The sequence below is a fragment of the Candidatus Thermoplasmatota archaeon genome, from assembly GCA_035540375.1.
Taxonomy (GTDB): Archaea; Thermoplasmatota; SW-10-69-26; order JACQPN01; family JAJPHT01; genus DATLGO01.
The window spans coordinates 80434-100867 of sequence record DATLGO010000048.1 but is presented as its reverse complement, the minus strand read 5'-3'; the positions used below and the strand labels follow the sequence as shown (position 1 = coordinate 100867).

The following is a 20434-nucleotide window of genomic DNA, read 5'->3' as shown; positions in this document are numbered from 1 at the left end:
ACGACATCCGGGTCCGCACCCGCGTCGGCCAAGGCTACCAGGGCGCGCCGCTCTTCGAGGAGAACGGAGACGACCAGTTCGCGGGCGAAGCCGCGTACGCGAAGTTCATCAACTGCGCGCCCGCGAAGATGCTCAACTCGGCCGAGAACCAGAACGCCTATGTCGAGCGGGCGCAGCGCGAGCCGTACTGCCGCGGCTGGAACATCACGCACTTCGGCGTCGAGGCCGGCAAGAATTTCGTCAAGACGATGCGCAGCTACCGCTTCCCCTCGCTCTGGCACCTCGAGAGCGCGAACCGCTACGAGCCCGTCGGCCGGAAGGACAGCACGCTCGGCCTCCGGTGGGGTCTCCTCGGCGAGAACGACTACCCCGCAAACCGCATCGTCTGGACCGTCGCCCGAACGCCCACCTTCTCCCTCGCGAGCTCGCAGGAGCCGGTGCTCTCGTTCGTCACGAACTACACGTTCCAGAAGGACAAGGGCACGGTGAGCAATCCGTCGAATCCCCCGATCTGCGCCGACACCGGCTACAAGGTCCGCCCCGGTCTCAATCCCGCGAACTACGTGCTCGACGGGGGCCAGGTCTGGATCACCGGCGTCGACGCGTTCGGACGCACGGTGGTGCACGACCTCCTCATCCCCGACGGCGGCTACGATGCGGGCATCATGATGACGCCGTGCGCGGTCACGCAAACCGGAGGCGTCTTCCGCCACCTGCCCGAGGGCCAAGCGCTCCTCGCCTCGTGCCCCAACGCGGCCGCGCGGACGCTGCTTCGCGGCTGCAACCTCACGGGCATCAACTACGACGGTACGGTCGTGAAGAACGCCTTCGCCGACCGCTCGGGCTCACCCGCGGGCCAGGAGGAGGCCAGCCGCTGGACCGAGAAGCGGTTCGACCTCGGCAAGTACACGGCGAACGAGCTGCGCGGTCTCACCTACCGCATCGAGTTCCACGCGACGAAGCAGACCTACGACCACCTCCACAAGCCCTCGATGGGCTGGGCGATCGACGACATCCGCGTCGCGGAACGCGCGCTCGCGAACGACGTCGGCGTCTCCGCGATCGTGTCCCCGCCGGACGGCAGGATCGTGGGTCCCGCCATCTGCTCGATCGACGGCGTCGAACGCGATCTCGCGGACTGCGTCAAGACCGATCGGCCCGTGAAGAACGCGCAGACGCTCGTTGCCGTCGTGACGAACCACGGTCTCTACACGCAGAACGGGATCAACGTCTCGGTGGAGATCCACCAGAACGGCGCCCCGACCGTGATCGCCCTCCGCAAGGATCCGAACGTCGACTACGTGGCGAACCCGGACGCTCCGCTCATCCCCATCACGCGCTACAGCCTCTCCACGGGTTTCGCCGCCGCGGACGCGATCCCCGGGAAGCTCAACCTGGAGAACCCGGAGCGCAACCGCACCCGCGTCTTCCCCATCGAGTGGACCCCCACGGAGCCGGGCTTCTACGACATCATCGTCTGGACGGACCTCAACGCCTCGGAGAGCGAATCGTTCCGCTTCCTCGACGAGAACCCGCTGAACGACGCGTTCACGCGCACGGTCGAGCTCCGCAAGGTGCGAAGCGTGCGCGTCGCGCCCGCGGTGGACGTCTTCGATCCGAAGCTCCAGTGGAACTCGTGCCGGGCCGTTTATTCGGATGCGGGCTGCCTCGGCTACCTCGGCGCGCCCGTCACGTTCTCGATCCCCGTCCAGAACGTCGGCAGCTTCCCCGAGGAGTTCGATCCCTCGCTTCCGCGCGAGCGCTCCTTCTATCTCGAGATCGACGTCCTCCGCGAGGGCACGGGAGTCTCCGACCTTCCCGCGCCGATCGTGCTCCCGATCTACGACCTCCCCGCGGGGCAGGCGCAGATCGTGACGGTGCCGCGCGGCTGGACGCCGCGCGCCTCGGGCGTGTACGAGGTCGTCTTCCGCGTCCACCATCCCGCGGAGTCCGTCGACCTGCCCGACAACGTGCGCCGCATCAAGTTCGACGTGTTCGACAACCTCGTGCCCGCGCCCGACCAGAACCTCACGACGGCCTTCGTGCCGGAGGCCCCCTGGTGGTTCGACCCGAAGGCGGGGACGGCCGGGGCCTGGCGCTTCTCGGAGGACGGTGGCTACGGCCCGGACCTCAATGCGTCCCTCACGCTCCTGCGCCTCCAGAACCTCCGGTCGATCCGCAACCTGAAGATCGTGATGAACCACTCGTACGACTTCGAGCGCCAGCACGACGGCGGCATCGTCGAGGTCGGGTTCCTCAGGAACGGCCGCATCGAATGGCGGACGCTCCACCCCGAGGCGGGTTATCCGGACCATCTCTCGTCGGCGGCCGCGGGCGACCCCCGCATCGTCAAGCGCGCCTTCACGGGCACGAGCAACGGGTTCCGCAACGACTCGTTCGACCTCTCCCAGTTCACGGAGGTCATCCGCACGGGCGCGATCCTCTTCGAGGAGCGGTTCCTCGACAAGCAGAACGAGGGTCTCGTCCGCTACCCGCAGCTCACGGGCACGTGGCGCAACGATTCCTATGAGACGCACATCGTGAAGCCCCGGAGCGGAAAGGGCCTCCTGTTCAGCGACAAGTCGGCCCTCTTCTGCGAAATCCCGACCGACACGAGCGCGCTCACGTCCGTCGTGAACGACCCCCGCTACAACACGGACCTGCTCGTGGTGGACAAGTACCGCCGCTGCCAGAGCCAGATCAATGCCCAGTCGAGCAACACGAACCCCGAGCCGCCGCGCTACGGCGGCTACGCGGAGACGACGAAGAACATCTCGCGCCACTTCACGCTCTCGAACGCGGAGCCCGGCTCGAGCCTCGTGATCACCTTCCAGGACTGGCGCGGCCTCGGCCTCATCCGCCGCGAGGTCGGACCCAGCACGAACACGCAGCCCCGCGAACCGCGCGAGCCGAACGCGGCCGTCGTGGCCATCTGCTGCGACGGCCAGGGGCGCGCGGTGAGCCTCGTCACGCCGCCCTCGCGCCAGTACAACGACAACTATCGGGACTGGACGCTCAACGTCCACGAGATCGCGCTTGCCGGCCTCGACACGTCGAAGCCGCTCTCCCTCGTCTTCTCCCACCAGGTCGCGGTGGGGACGCACAAGGCGTCGGGCATCCACGGGAAGGGCGGCGACACCGACGTCCTCTCGAACCACTACGGGTGGGCCATCGACGACGTGCGGATCCAGATGAAACGCCCCGGCGGCGGGCTCGTCGACCTCGTGCACGAGAACTTCGACGATCTCAAGTGCCACGCGAACCCGTCGAACGGCTGCGGCCCGAACCCCGCGCTCCCCTCGGGCTGGAACTGGACGGGCGGCTACGTCACGAAGATGGTCCGCACGGACAACGGCGAGGTCAACCACGTCCAGACTTCGAACCGCAGCGCGTGGCGCGTCGCGCCGCAGGTCGGCCAGCCCCGCATGTGGTCCGACTCCGTGACCGGAACGCCCGAGACCTGCGCAGTGCCGTACAGCAAGCCCCCGGGCGTGTACTCCACGTTCTCGACCGGCCGCGGATTCTGCGCGATGAACAGCGTCGACCTCGCGCACAACGAGGAAGACATCACGTTCAACCCGAACACGATCAAGAAGCTCGCGCACCCGACCCCCGGCGTCACGGCGGGCGGGGCGGGCCGCTACATCACCCCCGTCGACCTCAAGGCCGCCGTGGGCGACGTGCGGATGACCTTCGACGCGCGCTACAAGCTCGAGATGCACCAGTTCATCCTGGCGGGCGAGTTCCGCTCCCAACAGCTCTCGTGCGCGCGCGTCGAGGTTTCGACCGACGGCGGCGCCACGTGGGAGCCCCAGGTCCCGACCTCGGCGCGGCGCGGCAACGGCCTCTCGCTTGCGACGGGATCGACGCTCTGGGTCGACAAGACGAGCCCGTCCCTCGCGGTCCACAGCCACTGCGCGGGCCGCGGCGGCGACCCCGAGTTCAACAGCCCGTTCGGCTTCCCGGCCCACGGCGTCTTCCTCGACTCCGGGACGGCGTGCCTCGATCTCCGATGCCACTTCACGTACGACCTCTCCGCCTACAAGGGGAAGGAAGTCCTCGTCGGGTGGCACGTCGGCTTCGGCACGGCGGCGACGACCATCGGGTCGCAGTTCGCAGCGGGCGAGACCCAACGCCTTCCGGACTTCCTCCACGTGACGAACATCACCGTCACGGCGAGCGTGCTCGACGCCTCGGACCTGCTCCTGCGGTTCCGCGCCTTCAGCGACTCGAGCGTGCAGGGCCGCGGATGGGACATCCAGGACGTGCGCGTGATCGGCGTGAAGCACCTCGTGAACGCGGCTTCGAACGTGGTCGCGCCCGACCCGACGAAGTTCTACCGCTCGGGCGTCGCGCTCCCCGTCGAGATCGACGCCATCAACAAGGGGCAGCAGACGCTGCGCGACGTCCGCCTCACCGTCCGGATCGAGAACGTGGACGCCTTCGGCAATGCCGATCCCGCCACGCGCCGGACCTTCGCGGGGACGCTCTCGCAGTTCCGCGCGTGCGACGGCCGGACCTTCGGCGAGGACGTGATCCCCGTCTCGACGACCTACCGGCTCTGCGAGTTCCGCGAAGGGGCGGTCTTCGAGGCGATGTCCGCGCCGACCAAGGGCGGCCACGATCTCGTGATCACCACCTTCATCGAGCACCGCCAGGACCGCCCCCGCACGGGCGAGGACTTCGAGATGCTCGTCGGCGACAACAAGCCGCCGGCCCACGTCGTGCCCTCGCGCCAGTTCGTGACCGAGAGCGCGGTCGCCGTGACGGCGATCGAGCCGAAACCCTCGGCCTACAACCTCTCGCGGAAGGAACCGTTCGAATTCGAGGTGGACGTCCGCAACGACGGCATCTCGGAGATCCGCATCCAGGAGCTTTACGCCGTCATCGAAGGCCCTCTGGGTCACGGCGGCGCGCTCGAGAACCCGATCCGCGTCACGCTCTCGGACGCGATCCGCGGCGGGTCCTCGGTTTTGCGCGAGGCCCGTGAAACGCGCACGTTCGCGTGGTCCATCCCGTTCGCGACCCTCGAGCATCACCGCCACGGGATCTACCGCATCACCGCGACGTCGGTCTTCGAGAACGGCCAGCGCTCGCTCTCGACCACGTTCTACCTCGGAAAGGAGCCGTTCCGCGCCCTCGTTCTCGTCGAGGACGGGGACGCTTCGCTCTCCTGCATCGACAACGCCTGGTGCGGCCGGAACGAGGGCGACCGCGTCGACGGGCCCGCCCATCCCTTCGGCCGCCCGCCGAACTGGGGCGACGGCGCGACGCCCTCCCCGACGCTCCAGGCGCCGTCGATCACCACGCAGGTTTCGCACACGCCCGACCACGCGTTCCACTTCCCCCTCCATTCGTACACCATCATGAAGCCGGGCGAGGGGGCCGAGCCTCCGAAGCCGACCGAGGATTGCGGCGTCCCGAACCGTGACCCCTGCACGCCCGTCTACATGACGCTCTACACGCCCTTCCTCGACGCGAAGGTCTTCGTCGGGCCCGACGGAGGAGCCGGCCTCGTCTCGTTCTTCGAGCGGCGCAAGAGCGGCGTGCACGACGTGAGCCTGCACGTGCTCGGCTACGATTCGAGCAACCAGCTCGTGACGCTCGAGTCCATCCGCGCGGCCGACATCGACGATCTGTTCGGCGCCGAAACCGCGGGCTTCGCGATCCGCCACTTCGTGTCCCGGAGCATCTCGATCTCCGACGCCGTCCGCGAGGCGCGCGCGGTGCCCGGCGTCGAGAAGATCCGCATCGCCTTCGTCGTCGCCATTCAGCAGCGCGAGGTCTTCAGCGGTTGGTGGATCGACGACCTCCGCATCGGCCCCTACGGCGCCACGTTGTACCGCGACGAGGAGAGCTTCATCACGGACAACGTCGACAAGACCTTCCGCTTCGTCATGCGGAACGCGGGCGGCGTGCGCGACGCCTACGCCTTCCACTTCGCGGACGCCGACATGCGTCCCGCGGTCCTGCCGGCCGCGTGGAACGTCACGATCCTCGACCCGAAGGGCCGCATCCTCGCGCAGACCGGCCTGCCGGTCTCGCGCGACCTCTGTCCTCCGGGCCGCGAGCGCGACCGCCTGAGAACGATCGAGCTCGACCCGCAGGAGGAGGTCGTCCTCGGCCTCCGCATCTGCGTCCCGACCGTCGCGAACCTCGCGGGCAAGCAGGGGCAGCTGCCCTTCCCCGTCGTCGCGGTCTCCGAGACCGACAATTACACGCGGAGCGAGGTCAAGCTCACGCTGAACTACCAGTACCTCAAGTGGCCGAACCTCGTCGTGGAGCCGCCGCGCCTCTCGCCCGAGGACGCGTCGCTCCCGCCGGGCCAGCCGCGCGCGGTCGAGGTCACGATCCGGAACAAGGGCCTGCTCGAGGCCCGCGGGGTCACGCTCGACGTCGAGGACCGCAACCCCGACGCGCCGCAGGACCTCCGGATGCTCGACGGAACCGAGATCCCCGTGATCCCGATCATCCCGGTCGACGAGAGCCGCACCCTCACGCTGCGGTGGACGCCGCTCGCGCCGGGCCAGCACGATCTCACGGCGATCGTGGACCTCGCGAACGCCATCGTGGAGCTTTCCGAGGACGACAACGTCGCCGTGACGCGGGTGAACGTCCTCAAGGCCGCCTTCCCCGATCTCAAGGTCGAGATCCGCGCCGCGAACGAGCAGCCGAACGTCGGCGACGCCGTGTGGCTCGACGCGGCGATCACGAACAACGGCGGCGTCGCGGCGACGAGCGTCCGCGTTTCCCTCAAGGTCGGCGCGACGGACCTCGTGAGCAGCCTCGACGGATCGCCGTTCATCATCCGCTCCATCGAGCCCGGCGAGACCGTCCACGTCAACCGGACGTGGCGCGCGCTCTTCCCCGGGAAGACCGTCGTCTTCGCAAGCGCGATCCCCCTCTCGGGCATCCGCGAGCGCGTCGACACGCAGGGCGACAACCTGCGCGCGCTCCCCGTGCTCGTCCGGAGCCTGGGCATCGACGTTGCGTGGCGGGACGCCCTCATCTCCGCGAAGCCGGGCGCGGCCCCCACGGCCCAGATCCTGCTTTCGAACGGCGGCGAGGCCTCCGACACCTTCGACGTGCGCATCGAAGGGCCGCCGGGCGTGCGCGGCTTCGTCTACCAGGACAACGTCCGCGTGACCTCCGTCACGCTCGCGAACGGCACGAGCGCGAACCTCACCGTGCTCATCGACCTTCCCGCGAAGCTCGAAGCGGGCAACGCGACGCTCCGGTTCGTCGCCCGCAGCCAGAACACGACCGAATCCCGCGCGGGCGAGGTCGTCCTCGCGGTCGAGCCCATCTACGCGCTCGCGCTCGCCTCGGGCGGCGCGTCCCTCACCCCGGGCGAACGCACGCTCGAGGTGCCGCTCCGGAACCTCGGGAACGCGCGGGACCGCGTCACGGTGTCCGCCGCCTCGCTCCCGGGAGGCTGGGCGATCGCGCCCCAGACGGTCACCGTCGACCCGTACGGTCGCGCCGTGGTCCGTCTCCGCGTGACGACGCCCACGAGCGCGCCCCCCGCGGTGTACGAGCTGCTTCTCGTCGCGACGAACGAGAAGGGCGTCTCGAGCCGCGCGGTCCTCGCGGCGACGGTGGAGGAGACGGACGTTCTCGCGCCCTTCTTCGAGGCGTCGAGCGTCCTCGGTCGCCCGAAGACGGTCCTCACGGTGCCCGTCACCATCCGCAACGTCGGCAACATGCGCGGCGAGGCGTCGCTCAGCGTCGCGGCCCCTCCGGGCTGGACGGCGAGCCTTGCCCGCCCCGCCCTGGCGCTTGCGCCCGGCGCCGAGACCGAGGTCTCCCTGAGGGTCCTCGTCCCGGTCAACGTCACGCGCGGCGAGAGCTACCCGCTCGTCGTGACCGCCGCCGGCGCCCGAAGCGTCGAAAAAGGCGAGGTGAGCGTGGAGGTCGGGGCCGCCGACCTCCTCATCGAGGAATTCTCGTACGCCCCCCGAGTTAACTTGAAGCCGGGCTTGCCCATCAACGTGACCGCCGTCGTGAAGAACGCGGGCCGGATCGAGGCCGACAACGTCTCGGTCGCCCTGTACGTCGACGACTCGCTCATCGGCTTCCGCACCCTGCCCCGCCTCGCGGCGGGCGCCTCGGAGACGGTCCGGTTCGAGTGGATCGCCGTCGCCGGGGACCACGCCTTCCTTGCCATCGCGGACGCGAACAACGTCCACGCGGAGGGCGACGAGCAGGAAGCCAACAACGCGCGTCTCGAGGTCGTTCAGGTCGGAGCGGAAGGCGGTCTCCTGGGCGCGGCGGCCAAAGCCGTCCCGGGCCTGCCCGCCCTCGCGCTCGTCGGCGTTCTTGTCGCCGCGGCGGTCCTGGGCGCCCGCCGGCGCCGTTGAGACGGAAAGAGGATCGAGGTCATGAGCACGAGGCCCCACGAGCGCAGGTTCGCCCGCGCGGCGCTAGCCGTGGCGCTCCTCGCGCTCCCCACGCTCGTGCCCTCGCCGGTCTCGGCCCAGATCGAGCAGGATCCCGTCCTCCGCCCCGGCGTCCAGTACGACTGGTGGAACGCGACGTGGCACTTCCGCGTCCCGATCCTCGTCCACCCGCACCTCCCCGACCCCTTCCGCAAGGGCGAGTGGATCGACCTCTCGCCGGGCGGCGCGAACGGCGGCAAGACCGGGCTCGTGAACTATCCCGTCGAGATCGACCTCGACTTCACGAAGCTCGTGCGCAGCGGCACCGTGGAGGGCGCGCGGTGGCCCCAGGACGCGCTCGGTCGGCTGTCGAGCTTCACGCTCGACGTCGCGAGCCCGCGCGTCGTGGCCTACAACCGCGACTCGGGCAAGGTCGACGCCGCGCAGGGCGTCGCGGGCCTCATGCCCTCGCGCTTCCACCCCGGCGTGCTGCGCTCGACGACGCCGCTCGATCCGGCCTTCAACGCGAGCACGAACGCGATCGGAACCCTTGCGTTCGTCGTCGGGCAGTCCGCCTTCGGACCCGCGAAGCCGTTCGACCGCCCGCTTCTCTACTACGTCTACTTCGACATCGTGCAGAACGGCAACAAGCCGCTCCCGAAGTTCACCGAGGCCCAGATGGGCCTTCTCGACGGGATGTACTGGATCCGCTCGGGCACCACCTTCTACGGGTGGGCTCCCGCGAACGGCGCGGAAGCCGGCGCGCCGGCCGTGCTCGACGTCATGCCGCACTTCCCGAACACGACCGTCAGGCTCTATCGCTACCGGCTCGAGAACTTCGAGCCCGATCCGATCCCGCTTTGCGGCGAGGCGCGGAACAATCCGCCCTGCATCCCCGGCAACGAGAAGACGAAGATGCGCGACGGCGGGATCGTGATCGAGGGCGACCATTTCCAGGCGACGCCCCTCACCGTCACCGTCGTGAACGGCGACCAGGATTTCTACTTCAAGGTCGTCGCGTCGAAGCCCGTCACGGTCTCGCTGAGGCAGGACTACCTCTACCGGCCCAACCCGCCCGAGACGGTCGGGACGTTCTATCCCACCGCGACGGTCGTCCCCGCCGTCGACGGGGGCATCGTCGGTCGCCGCTTCCACTTCCTTCCCGCGTCCGCGCCCCAGAGCGACACGTCGCCGACCCCCATGTACATCGTCGCGCTCGACGGCCCCACGGAGGTGCGCATCTTCGACGCTCGAGTATCGCAGAGCGGCCCGAGGTGGTCGAACCGCGTTCCGAAGGAAACGCCCGTGAACATCCCGAGCGCGACCCTCGTCGGGTCGGACGGATCGCCGATGCGGATCGAAGCCGAAGGCCGCATCATGGTGTTCACGACCGGGGCCAACGACAACTATCTCTACCAGATGCCGTCGAAGCACGGCGCACCGGCGGGAACCCAGGTCTACGGCGCCTTCGCGCGGTCCTTCGTGACGACAGCCTACGCGCCCACCGAGTTCATCGGAACGCGCATGGTCTCGCCGACCTGCGACCAGCTCACGACGCCCCCGCAGCTCGGCCGCATCCCGTACTGCGACGGAACCCTCACGATCAAGCCGCACGCCGTCCGCTCGAACGTCCAGAGCCAGAACACGCACAACGACCGCGCCGAGCCCTGGACCTTCTACGCGGTCGAAGGAGGACCCATCTCGGTCGCCTCGGGCCGACGAGGATACATGGCCGCGGGCGGTCTCGACGGCGGCCGCGTCTTCGAGGTCCGCATCCCCTCCACCGGGTCGAACAGCCTCCCGGGATGGATGAACATCTTTCCCGTCCACAACAACACCGTCGTGACCGTCAAGGAGGAAACCCTCCTCGCGAACGGCACGACCCAGTTCACGACGCGCCTCACGCGGACGCTCAACCAGAACGACTACGTGTGGCGCCAGAACAACCAGCCCATCTTCCGGTCGGGCGCGAAGGACGCCTTCTTCCGCGTGGAAGCGTCGAAGCCCGTGCTCGTGAACGTGTACACGCCGGGGAGCCAGCTCTACGGGACGTTCTACCAGGGCACGCTCGCGCCCGTGAAGATCGAGGTCGGCATCGTCAACTTCTACGGAAACCTCGTCGCGTGGAAGGAGCGAACGCTTTCGGGGACGTTCAAGCCGGGCGACACGGCCAAGTTCACGCTCACCGCGGTGAACCTCGGCCGCGGCCTCGGCAACACGAGCATCACGGACGACTTCGAGATCGACCAGGACTTCCAGGGCTCGACCCAGAAATGGCGCGTCACGGTCTCGACCGCGATCGAGCGCTCGATCCCGACGGGCGGAACGCGCGACGTCACCGTGGCGATCCGCATCGACCCCTCGGTGAAGACCGGCGAGCAGATCACCTTCAACCTCACGCTCACGAGCGGAGCCAACCCGCGCATCCAGGATACCGCGCGCGTCACGGTGAGCGTGCAGACGCGTTACGACTTCCAGATGTCGTTCGTCGGCCGCGTCGCGCAGGCCAAGACCTCGTTCGCGAGCCTCCAGTCCGCGGGCACGCACGAGTTCACGGTCCTCGTGAAGAACACGGGCACGGGCGCGGACAACGTCACGCTCTCCGTGAGCCCCGGCGGTCCCGGCGGCTTCCCGTTCACGGCCGAGATCGTCGACGCGGCGGGCCGCCGCATCGCGGATTCCTCGGGTCTCAAGGGTCGCGTCGCGCTCCCCGAGAAGGGCGAAACGGAGGTCAAGCTCCGCGTGCGCGCGCCGCGCAACGACCTCCCCCTCCAATGGGAGTTCGTCGTCCAGGGCGCCTCGGTCGCGGACGCCTCGACCCAGGACCAGGTCACGGCCACGGTGAGCATCAACATCCGCACGGACCTTCGGGTCGACGCCGAGAACTCGACCTTCCGCGTCACGCCCGGAACGACGACGCACCTCCCGATCAAGGTCACGAACCTGGGAAGCGACACGGAGGTCGTCCTCGGCGTCGTCTCCCCCGCGGCCCCCGACTGGACGTACGCGATCGAGCCTTCGCGCGTGACGCTCCGCGGCCAGGGCGACAGCCGGGTCGTGAACCTCTCGGTGCTGCCGGGACCGAGCGCGCGCGTCGGTCAGGTGCTTCCCTTCCAGGTGAAGGCGACCGCGCTCACCGAGGAAGCCGACGGCGGCCTCAAGGAGAACGCGACGCGCGTGACCGCCATCGTCGTCAACAACTTCACACTCGTCGTTCCGACCCCGCTCCCCCGCAGTCTCGACCCGGGCGCCAAGGTGAGCTTCGATTTCGAGATCGCAAGCCGCGCGAACGGCGCGATGCGGGTCTCTCTCGTGCCCTCCGCGCTCCCGCCCGGCTGGTCCTTCGCAGAGGTCAATCCGCCGGGCACCTTCGACCTGCTGCCGGGCGAGGCGCGCGCCGTCTCGGTCGTCGTCGCCGCGAAGCCCAACGAGGATCCGGGCGAATTCGCGATCGGCGTCGGCTTCCTCCTCTCGGACGCGGAAGGCTCGCGCCACCTGTTCGAGAAGGTCGTCGCGGCCCGCGTGAAGCGATTCTTCGACTACGAGGCCATCGTGGAGTCCGACGGGTTCGTCCGTCCCGGCGGAAAGACGCGCGTCGCGCTCGCGGTCACGAACACCGGCAACGGTCCCGAGGAGATCGTCCTCGAGACCGTCCCGCCCCCGGGTTGGACGATGCGGTTCGAGCGGCCCGATGACCGCATCGTCAGGCTCGAGCCCGGCCAATCCACGCGCGTGGCCTTCGAGGTCACCGCGCCGCGCAACGCCACAAGCGACAGCGCGCGGCTCGAGGTCCGCGGCGTCATCAACCAGGAGCGCGAGCGCGTGACGCCGATCGACCTCGTGATCGAGCGCCTCGACCTCAGCGTCGTGAAGGTCGACGCGAAGGCCAACCGCTTCGCGGTCGGCGAGACCGTCCTCTTCGAGATCACCGTCCTCAACAACGGCACCGTGCCCGCGAGCCGCGTCGAGGTCGCGCTCGTCGCGGACGGGCAGGTCGTGAAGAACGCGACGCTCGAGAGCCTCGCCCCAAACGAGGCCCGCAAGATCCAGCTCCCGTGGAACGTCATCCGGGCCTCGACGTTCGAGATCGCGATCGATCCCTCGAACCGCTTCCACGAGGAGAACCGCGCGAACAACGCCCTCAAATACGACCTTTCGGCCCGATCAAGCGGCGCCTTCACGCCCGTTCCGGCCTTCGCGATCGTCGTCGCGGCGCTCGGCGCGGCCCTGCTCCTTAGGCGGAGGGTCGCCCCGTGACGCTTCCGGGAAGCGAAGCCGCGACCCGCATGGCGCGGTGGGCCTGGGCGCAGAAGGCGAAGGTGGCTCCCGCGGTCCTCGCGCTCGTCCTCCTCGCGAACCTCCTCGTCGGCGCCGCCGTCCTTCCGAGCCTCACGCAGACCGCGGGCACGGGACAGATCGAGTTCGCGACCGCGACGCCGGACGGCAATCTCGCCTTCATCGACACGGACGGCGACGGGCTCTCCGACCTCGACGAGACGTTCTCCTACGGCACGGCGCGCGACTCCGCGGACACGGACGGCGACGGCCTTCCCGACGCGTGGGAGGCGCTGAAGCGAAGCTACGACTTCGTCTCCGGAACGTACTGTCCCGACCCCGTGGTTCCCGACGCGGACGGCGACTGCGATCGCGACGGCCTCTCGAACCGCGACGAGGAGCGGCACGGAACGGACCCGAACCACGCGGACACGGACCGCGACGGGCTCCCGGACGCCTGGGAGGCCCGTTACGCGAAGCGCGGCCCCGACAACGGGACCGCGTGCCCGGACCCGCTCGTTCCCGATGCGACGCGGGACTGCTCGGGCAAGGGTCTCACGAACCTCGAGAACTTCGCGCTCGGCCTCGATCCTTCGCGCCTCGACTCCGACGGCGACGGTCTCGAGGATCTCAAGGAGATGACGGAGACGCGCACGAACGCGACGCGATACTCGACGAGCGGCGCGGGCATCGCGGACGGCTGGCTCCTCCACTGGAAGCTCGACGCCCTCGACCCGGGCCTCGCCTACCGGAGCCTCGACGGGACCGGCATGACGGTGCTCGAGAAGTTCCGCTGGACCGCGGCCCGCTTCAATTACGCGAACCTCTCGGGCGACGAGCTCGCGCCCCTCTTCGCGCGCGGGCTTTCCCCGACGCGGGCGGACTCCGACGGCGACGGCATGTCGGACGCGTGGGAGGTCGCGCACGGGCTCGACCCGCTCTCGGCGGCGGACGGCGGCGGCGTGCGCGCGGCGCTCCTCACCCACATCTCGCTCCCCGCGTGGCTCTCGCGCGCCTCGCTTCCCGCCTTCGTCGTGGGGCCGCTCACGGACCCCGACGGCGACGGCCTCACGAACCTCGAGGAGGCGCTCTCGGGCGCCGATCCGCGGCGGCGCGACACGGACGGCGACGGCCTCAACGACTTCGAGGAGGTCGTCCTCGGTTGGTCGGTCACGGTCGACGGTCGCACGACGCACGTGTGGAGCAATCCCGCCCGCGCGGACAGCGCCAACTCGGGTTTCACCGACTTCGAGAAGCGTCAGGGTTTCTCGGTCATCGCGGGCCGCCGCGTCGACTTCTGCTACGACACGGCCGCCAAGGCGGGCGTCCCGTGCGCGCTCGATCCCCTCACGCCCGACACGGACCTCGACGGCATCGACGATCTCGACGAGGTCGCCTTCGCCGTGTCCCCGCCGCTCAGCCCCGTCGAGTCCGACACGGATCGCGACGGGATCCTCGACGGCGCCGAGGTCGAGTACTGGACGACCCGCTCCCAGCAGGCGACGCCCGAGGAGCTGAACCGCATCATCGACCAGCACCGCCGCTGCAAGGGCGAGACGTGGTCGCTCCAGCAGGCCCGCGAGGCGCTCCTGCCCCAGGGACGCCTCGGCGAAGGCTGCGGCCGCTGGCAGGACGCCCCGAACGTCGTGAACGCGGATGCCGACGGCGACGGCGTGAACGACGGGGCCGAGCTCAAGCCCGAGCGCCGCCTCGCGGCCCCGGGGGCGCTCGACGCGTACCCCTTCCCCGCCTCCGATCCCGCCCTCTTCGACACGGACGGGGACTCGCTCGACGACGGCTGGGAGATCCGCCACGCCTGGTACGTCCACGCGTGCTTCGCGTGGGACCTCGATCCGACGCGGGTCGACAGCCTCGGGTCGTGCCTCAAGGACGGGCTCTCCGACACGACGCGCGACCTCGACGGCGACGGCGTGGACCACCGCGTCGGCACCCTGTTCCCGTTCCAGTTCGCGTTCACGAACCTCGACGAGTACGCGCTCAAGACCGATCCCCACCGCGCGGACTCGGACGGCGACGGCGTTCCCGACGGGTGGGAATACTACTTCTCCCGCGTCGGCTCGCACGCCCCCGGCGTCGCGTCGCCGTGCGGCTGCATGGACCCGCTCAAGCCCGGCGACGTGAACGCCACCGGGTTCGAGACCACGTACGTGCGCACCCTCGGCGTCCCCGAGGGCACGCCCGCGACGCTTGCGCCCTCGGAGACCCTCCTCGCCCCGACGAACGGGTACCACCGCGTGAAGGCCCAGGGCCGCGCCGAGGAATTCACGGTCTACATCATCCAGGGCCCGTTCCGCTGGACCTGGCGCGAGATGTACGAGAACCGCACGGACCCGCTCGTGCCGGACACCGACGGCGACGGGATGCCGGACTGGTGGGAGGCGCGCACGCGCCGGCTCGCCTCGGCGAGCCCCGCCTACGTCTCCTGCGTGAGCCTCTTCGAGCCGCGCAACCCCCTCGGCGGGAAATCGGACTGCGACGGCGACGGGCTTTCGAACGTCAACGAGTGGAAGGTCTCCTTCGAGCCCGGCATGCCGGGCCCGACCGATCCCCTCAATCCCGACAGCGACTTCGGCGGCCTCGGCGACGGCAAGGAGGTCACCGAGGAAGGGAAGCTCGCGGGATCCAATCCGCTGAACCCGCTCGACGACCTCGGCGCCTCCGACGCGGACTGCGACGGCCTCAGCGCCGCCGACGAGCTCGCGCTCAATCCCCCGACGAGCGTCGTCGCCTTCGACACCGACGGCGACGGCCTCCTCGACGGCCCGAACTGGCAGGCGCAGCTTGCGGGCGGCGCCCTCCCCGCGACGTGCGAAGCGACGCTCTCGAAGCCGGACCTTGCGGAGCACGTCGAAGCGCTCATCGCCGCGGGCATCGTGCACACGCGCATTCCGGGCGGATACATCTTCTACGGCGAGCGATGCCCCGACGGGGGAACGTGCGCCGTCGGAACCTCCCCCACGGACGAGGATTCGGACGACGACGGGATCCCCGACGGGTGGGAGCAGCTCTACGGGTACGACCCGCTCCAGGACACCCGCACGGTCTCGCGCTTCGGCGACCTGTCCGAAGGCCAGCGGTACGACATCGGCCGCCCGCCGTCGTGGACCGGCACCTGGTGGTTCGGCGCCGCGGGCAACCGCACGGACACGAACATCGCGACGCGCTCGTGCAAGGCGGGACCGCCCTTCAAGGACGGCTTCATCGACCCGATCACGGGCAAGATCCTCGGCAACAACTTCGACTACGACAAGGACGGGCTGAACGACTTCGTCGGCGAGGATCCGCACCCGTTCTACGACCAGATGAACACGGGCGAGGCGGACCCCGCGGACCCCGCCTTCCGGAACGCCTGGGTGATGCGCGAAGGCCGCCTCAGCGTGGCCTCGACCCGACTTCCCGGCGACACGTGCCCGATCTGGGAAGCGCTTGCGGACGTCGTGATCCAGGACCTCGTCGTGACGCACCACTCCGGTCAGGACGACATCCTGCTCAAGGGGGGCTCGCTTGCGGTCGACGGGACGCTCGCCCCGGCGGCCTCGACGCGCAACTGGGTCAACCGCGCCTGCGTCCCCATCCTCGCGAACCTCGCCTGGAACGACGCCTCGAAGGACAACCTGAGGGCCCGCAGCGACCCGTCCCGCGTCGCGGGCGTGGCGTTCACGGACGCCGCCGGCCGCTTCTCGCTCACGCTTTCGCTCGTGCGCGCGCAATCCGTCACCATTCCCTCGAGCTGCGGCCCGGTGGTGCTCTTCGGCAAGGTCCACGCTCCGGGATCCACGGTGAGCTGGACCCTCGACACGGCCTCCGTCGCGCTCGATCCAGCGATCACGAGCTACCGCGTCCTTCTCTGGAGCTACGGCATCGGCGCCCACGCGGAGTGGACCGCCGCCGACGTCGTCGACGGCGCGGGCTCCACCGTCTACCGGGCCCGGGGCATCCGCGGCACGTTCGAGACGCCCGTGGTGGCAACACAGACGCTCCGCCTGCGCACGCCGACCACGTTCGACGCCGGACCCACGCTCCGCACGACGCCGAACGGCGAGATCGGGGGCACCGCGCGCCTCCTCGACGGGTCGGGTGACCCCGCGCCGCGGAGGCCGGTGCTCATGACGTGGAACGGCGTCCGCAAGAGCGCGACCACGGACGCGGAGGGGCGGTTCAACATCAGCTTCCCGACCGGCGCCGCCCAGGAGCCGGGCTACTTCGACCTCCCGCTCGAGACCACGCCATCGGAGCTCTACGGCGCCTCGACGGGGAAGGCCCGCGTCGCGATCGCGTTCCCCACGAAGATCTCCGGCCGCGTGCTGAACGATCGTCTCATCGCGGTTGCGGGAGGCGATCTCGTCGCCGAGGCGACCCTCAGGAACTTCCGGGGGGCGGTCGTCGGCAACGAGACCGTCGGTCTCCATTTCCTCGGAGCGCTCCACACGGCGGTTACAAACGCGCAGGGTGTCGCGTCCTTCAAGATCCTCATCCCCGAGGACTCGAGTCCTGGCAACCAGCCCGTTTCCCTCGTCTTCGAGGGATCCGACCTCTACCAGGCCTCCTCGCAGAAGCTCAGCTTCGTCACCATCCGGGCCCGGCCCGTCCTCGAGGCGCAGATCCTCCAGCCCCTCGGGGCCGACCTCATCCGCGTCACGGCGCTCGACATCGCGAAGGACGCGGTCATCCAGGGGACCCTCCGGGACGTGGGCGGCGGCCCCGCGCGCGACCCCACCTCGCGCGACGCGCTCGTCATCCGCATCTCGACGGAGGGTTACGCGACCCAGGCGCGCGTGGACAACGCGACGGGAACCTTCTCGCTCACCATCCCGAGGAACGTCTATCCCAAGGTCGGGAGCGTGACGTTCGCGCTCGGATTCGCGGGATCCGACTTCTACGGGCCCGCCTCGACCTCGATCCGCGTTCCGGCGACGTCCGCGACGCGCGTGAGCCTCGAGACGAAGGCCCTCGTGCGCGGCGTTCCGCAGGCGCTCGTCGGGGTCGTCGTCGACGCCTACGAGCGGCCCGTCCGCGGCGAAAGCGTGAACGTGACGCTCGGCGAGCGCCATCTCGGCGTCTTCGTGACGAACGCGACCGGAGGATTCCGCGCGCCCCTCACGCTCCCCGCGAACGCGAGCCTCGGCCCCGTCCTCGCGCGCGCCCGCTACGACGGGAGCGCGGACGGCCTCCTGCGCGGGGCGCCGGAGCTCGTCTCGACGGTGCGCGTCCTGAGCGCGACCTCGATTCGCATGCCCCACCTCACCGCCGCGATCGGCGAGGTCGTGTACAACTTCACGCTCCACGACGACGCCGGCCGGCCCATCGGCGGCGAGATCGTCGGCGTCACCTTCCTCGGATCGCCCGTGACGGTCACTCCGACCGACTTCCGCGGCGAGGCCGAGGCCGGCTTCGACACCTCCGGGGTCGCCGCGAAGGTCTACCCGATCGAGGCGCGCTACGAGGGCTCCACGCTCTACGCGCCCTCGGGGGCGACCGGGTCGCTGCGCCTGCTCTCGCGCACCGTGCTCGAGATCCACCCGCCCCCGCGCGCCGTGCGCGGCCAGGTCTTCGAGTTCGACGGCCGCCTCAAGCAGGAGAACGGCCTCGGCGTCCCCGGCGCCTCCGTGGAGCTCATCTTCAACGGCTCCTTCCTCGCGCGCGCGAGCACGGCCCCGAACGGGAGCTTCCACGTCGCGGCCCTCATCCCGGCCGACTTCGAGCGCGCCCGGGTCCCGATCGAGGTCCGTTACGCGGGCGACCAGAGCCACACGCCCGCCTCGGCGATCGCGCTCGTCGAGGTCATCAGCATGACCCGGCTCGAGGTCGTGGTCCCCCGCAAGCTCGCGGTGGGCGACAGCTTCACGGGCACCGTCCAGCTCCTCGACGACGAGGGGCTCGGCGTCCCGAACGCCGTGCTCCGCGTCCACTTCAGCGGCTCGTACTACCCGTTCACGCTGAAGACGAACGCGACCGGCCACGCCTCCTTCCCGGGGAAGGTCACCGGAGCGGGCGCCTCGGACCTCGACGTGCGCTTCGGCGGGACCGACGACCTGCTGCCCACGAACGAGGCGACCCGCATCCAGATCTCCACGGGCGCCTTCGGCGGCGCCGGCAACTCGTGGGTCCTCGCGCTCATCGGCGCTCTCGCGGTCGCGGCCATCGTGAGCCTCCTCGTCGCCTGGTACAGGAAGAGCCGCGTCACCGAGGCCGAGCGCATCCTCCTCGACACGCAGGCCGCGCTCGTCGCGGGCGACGAGTACTCGGCCACCATTCTCATGGCCTACCGGCGCCTGCGCGACTACCTCGTGAAATTCGGGTACACGACGACGCCGGACGTCACGGCGCAGGAGTTCGGCGCCGCCGTCAAGGCGGCTCTCCCGGTGCGCGCGGCGCCGCTCGACGCGCTCGTCTCGCTCTTCGAGGAGGCGCGGTACTCCGCCCACGGCGTCGGGCCCGCCGAGCGCGACCGCGCCCTGAGCGCGCTCGCCGCGCTCAACGCCGACCTCGCGCGCATCCGGCGCACGAAGGGCGGCGCGAAGGAGGCGGGCGCGTGAAGCGCGCGCTCGGCCTCGCGGCCGTCCTCCTTGCCGCCCTCATTGTCGGGGGCGCCGTCGTCGCGATCCTCTATTCCCCGCCCCCGGAGCTCGGATCCTACAGCTCGGGCCGCGCGGATCTCGGCGCGTACCGCGCGAGCCTCGCGGGGGGCCTCGGGTACAACACGGACACCATCGCCTCGACGCCGCTCGTGCTGCGCGGCGTCTCCGATCCCGCGGCCCACATCGTGTTCGCGGTCGGCGTGAGCCGGCCGTACTCGGCCTCCGAGATCGAGGCGTTCGACGACTTCGTGACGCGCGGCGGCGTCCTCGTGGTCGCGGACGACTTCGGCTTCGCGAACACGCTCGCCGTCAAGTTCGGCGTCACCTTCGACAAGGTGCCGCTCCTCGACTCCAACTTCCAGAAGAACGTCTCGCTCGCCCGCGCCCGCGCGCTCCTCACGACGAGCAAGGGCGAGGACCTGACCTTCGACCTCCTTCTCAACGAGCCCACGGCCCTCACCGTGAGCCCGAGCCTTCTTTCCGGCGCGAACCCCTCGGCCCGGATCGTCGCGACGAGCTCGCCGGACTCGTACCTCGACAACGACGGGAACCGCCGCAAGGACGACACGGACACGAAGGGTCCCTTCCCCCAGATGGTCGTCGTCGCGCACGGCCGCGGCACCGTCATGTTCATCGCGGACCCCGCCCTCTTCACGAACGAGATGCTCGACGCCGCAGGGAGCGACAACCGCAAGTTTGCCCTCGCCCTCCCCGACGCGCTCGCCCGCGGGTCGAACGCCGGAACCATCCTCTTCGACGAATCGCGTCACGCGCCCGCGCCCCAGGCCCGGCTCGCCGCGGCGGGCCTCGCGTCGCTCGTCGTGCCGACGAAGGACCCGTTCTGGCAGTGGATCTTCCTCGGTTCCCTCGGCCTCGCGATCGCGGTGCTCCTCGCCCTCGTCAAACCCGAGGAGCGGCTCACGCACCACCGGAGCGGCCTCGCCCGCGTCCGGACCTCCCCCATGGCGAGCCCGATCGAGCGCATTACGCGCCTCGCGCGCGAGCGCGTGCGGGCCGTCCACGGCGTGCGCGAGGAGTCGCCCGCCCCCGAAACGCTCGCGGTCCTCGCGACCGACGACCGGTTGCGTCGCGTCGTGCGCGGCGAAAACGGCGCAAGCGATGACGATACCCTCAAGGATCTCCTGACAAGGATCCGGAACTACGGCAAAGGCAGCAGGTGAT

Annotated in this window: 4 protein-coding genes; all 4 read left to right on the top strand. The window is 70.0% G+C overall.

Translation table 11 applies throughout. The annotated features are described in order from the left end of the window. A partial coding sequence (locus VM889_05605) for a CARDB domain-containing protein (protein HVL48012.1) occupies positions 1 to 8360 on the top strand: 8360 nt, incomplete at its 5' end. 21 nt (positions 8361 to 8381) lie between these two features. Continuing rightward, a complete protein-coding gene (locus VM889_05600) occupies positions 8382 to 12635 on the top strand; it encodes an NEW3 domain-containing protein (protein ID HVL48011.1) in 4254 nt (1417 codons plus the stop codon). After that, the gene (locus VM889_05595; protein ID HVL48010.1) at positions 12632 to 19210 is read left to right on the top strand and encodes a DUF4129 domain-containing protein; all 6579 of its coding nucleotides are present in this window, start codon (positions 12632 to 12634) and stop codon (positions 19208 to 19210) included. The genes VM889_05600 and VM889_05595 overlap by 4 nt, the downstream gene beginning before the upstream one ends. Further along, the gene (locus tag VM889_05590) at positions 19207 to 20433 is read left to right on the top strand and encodes a DUF4350 domain-containing protein (GenBank protein HVL48009.1); all 1227 of its coding nucleotides are present in this window, start codon (positions 19207 to 19209) and stop codon (positions 20431 to 20433) included. Before VM889_05595 ends, VM889_05590 begins: the two co-directional genes overlap by 4 nt. The last annotated feature ends 1 nt before the right edge of the window (position 20434 follow it).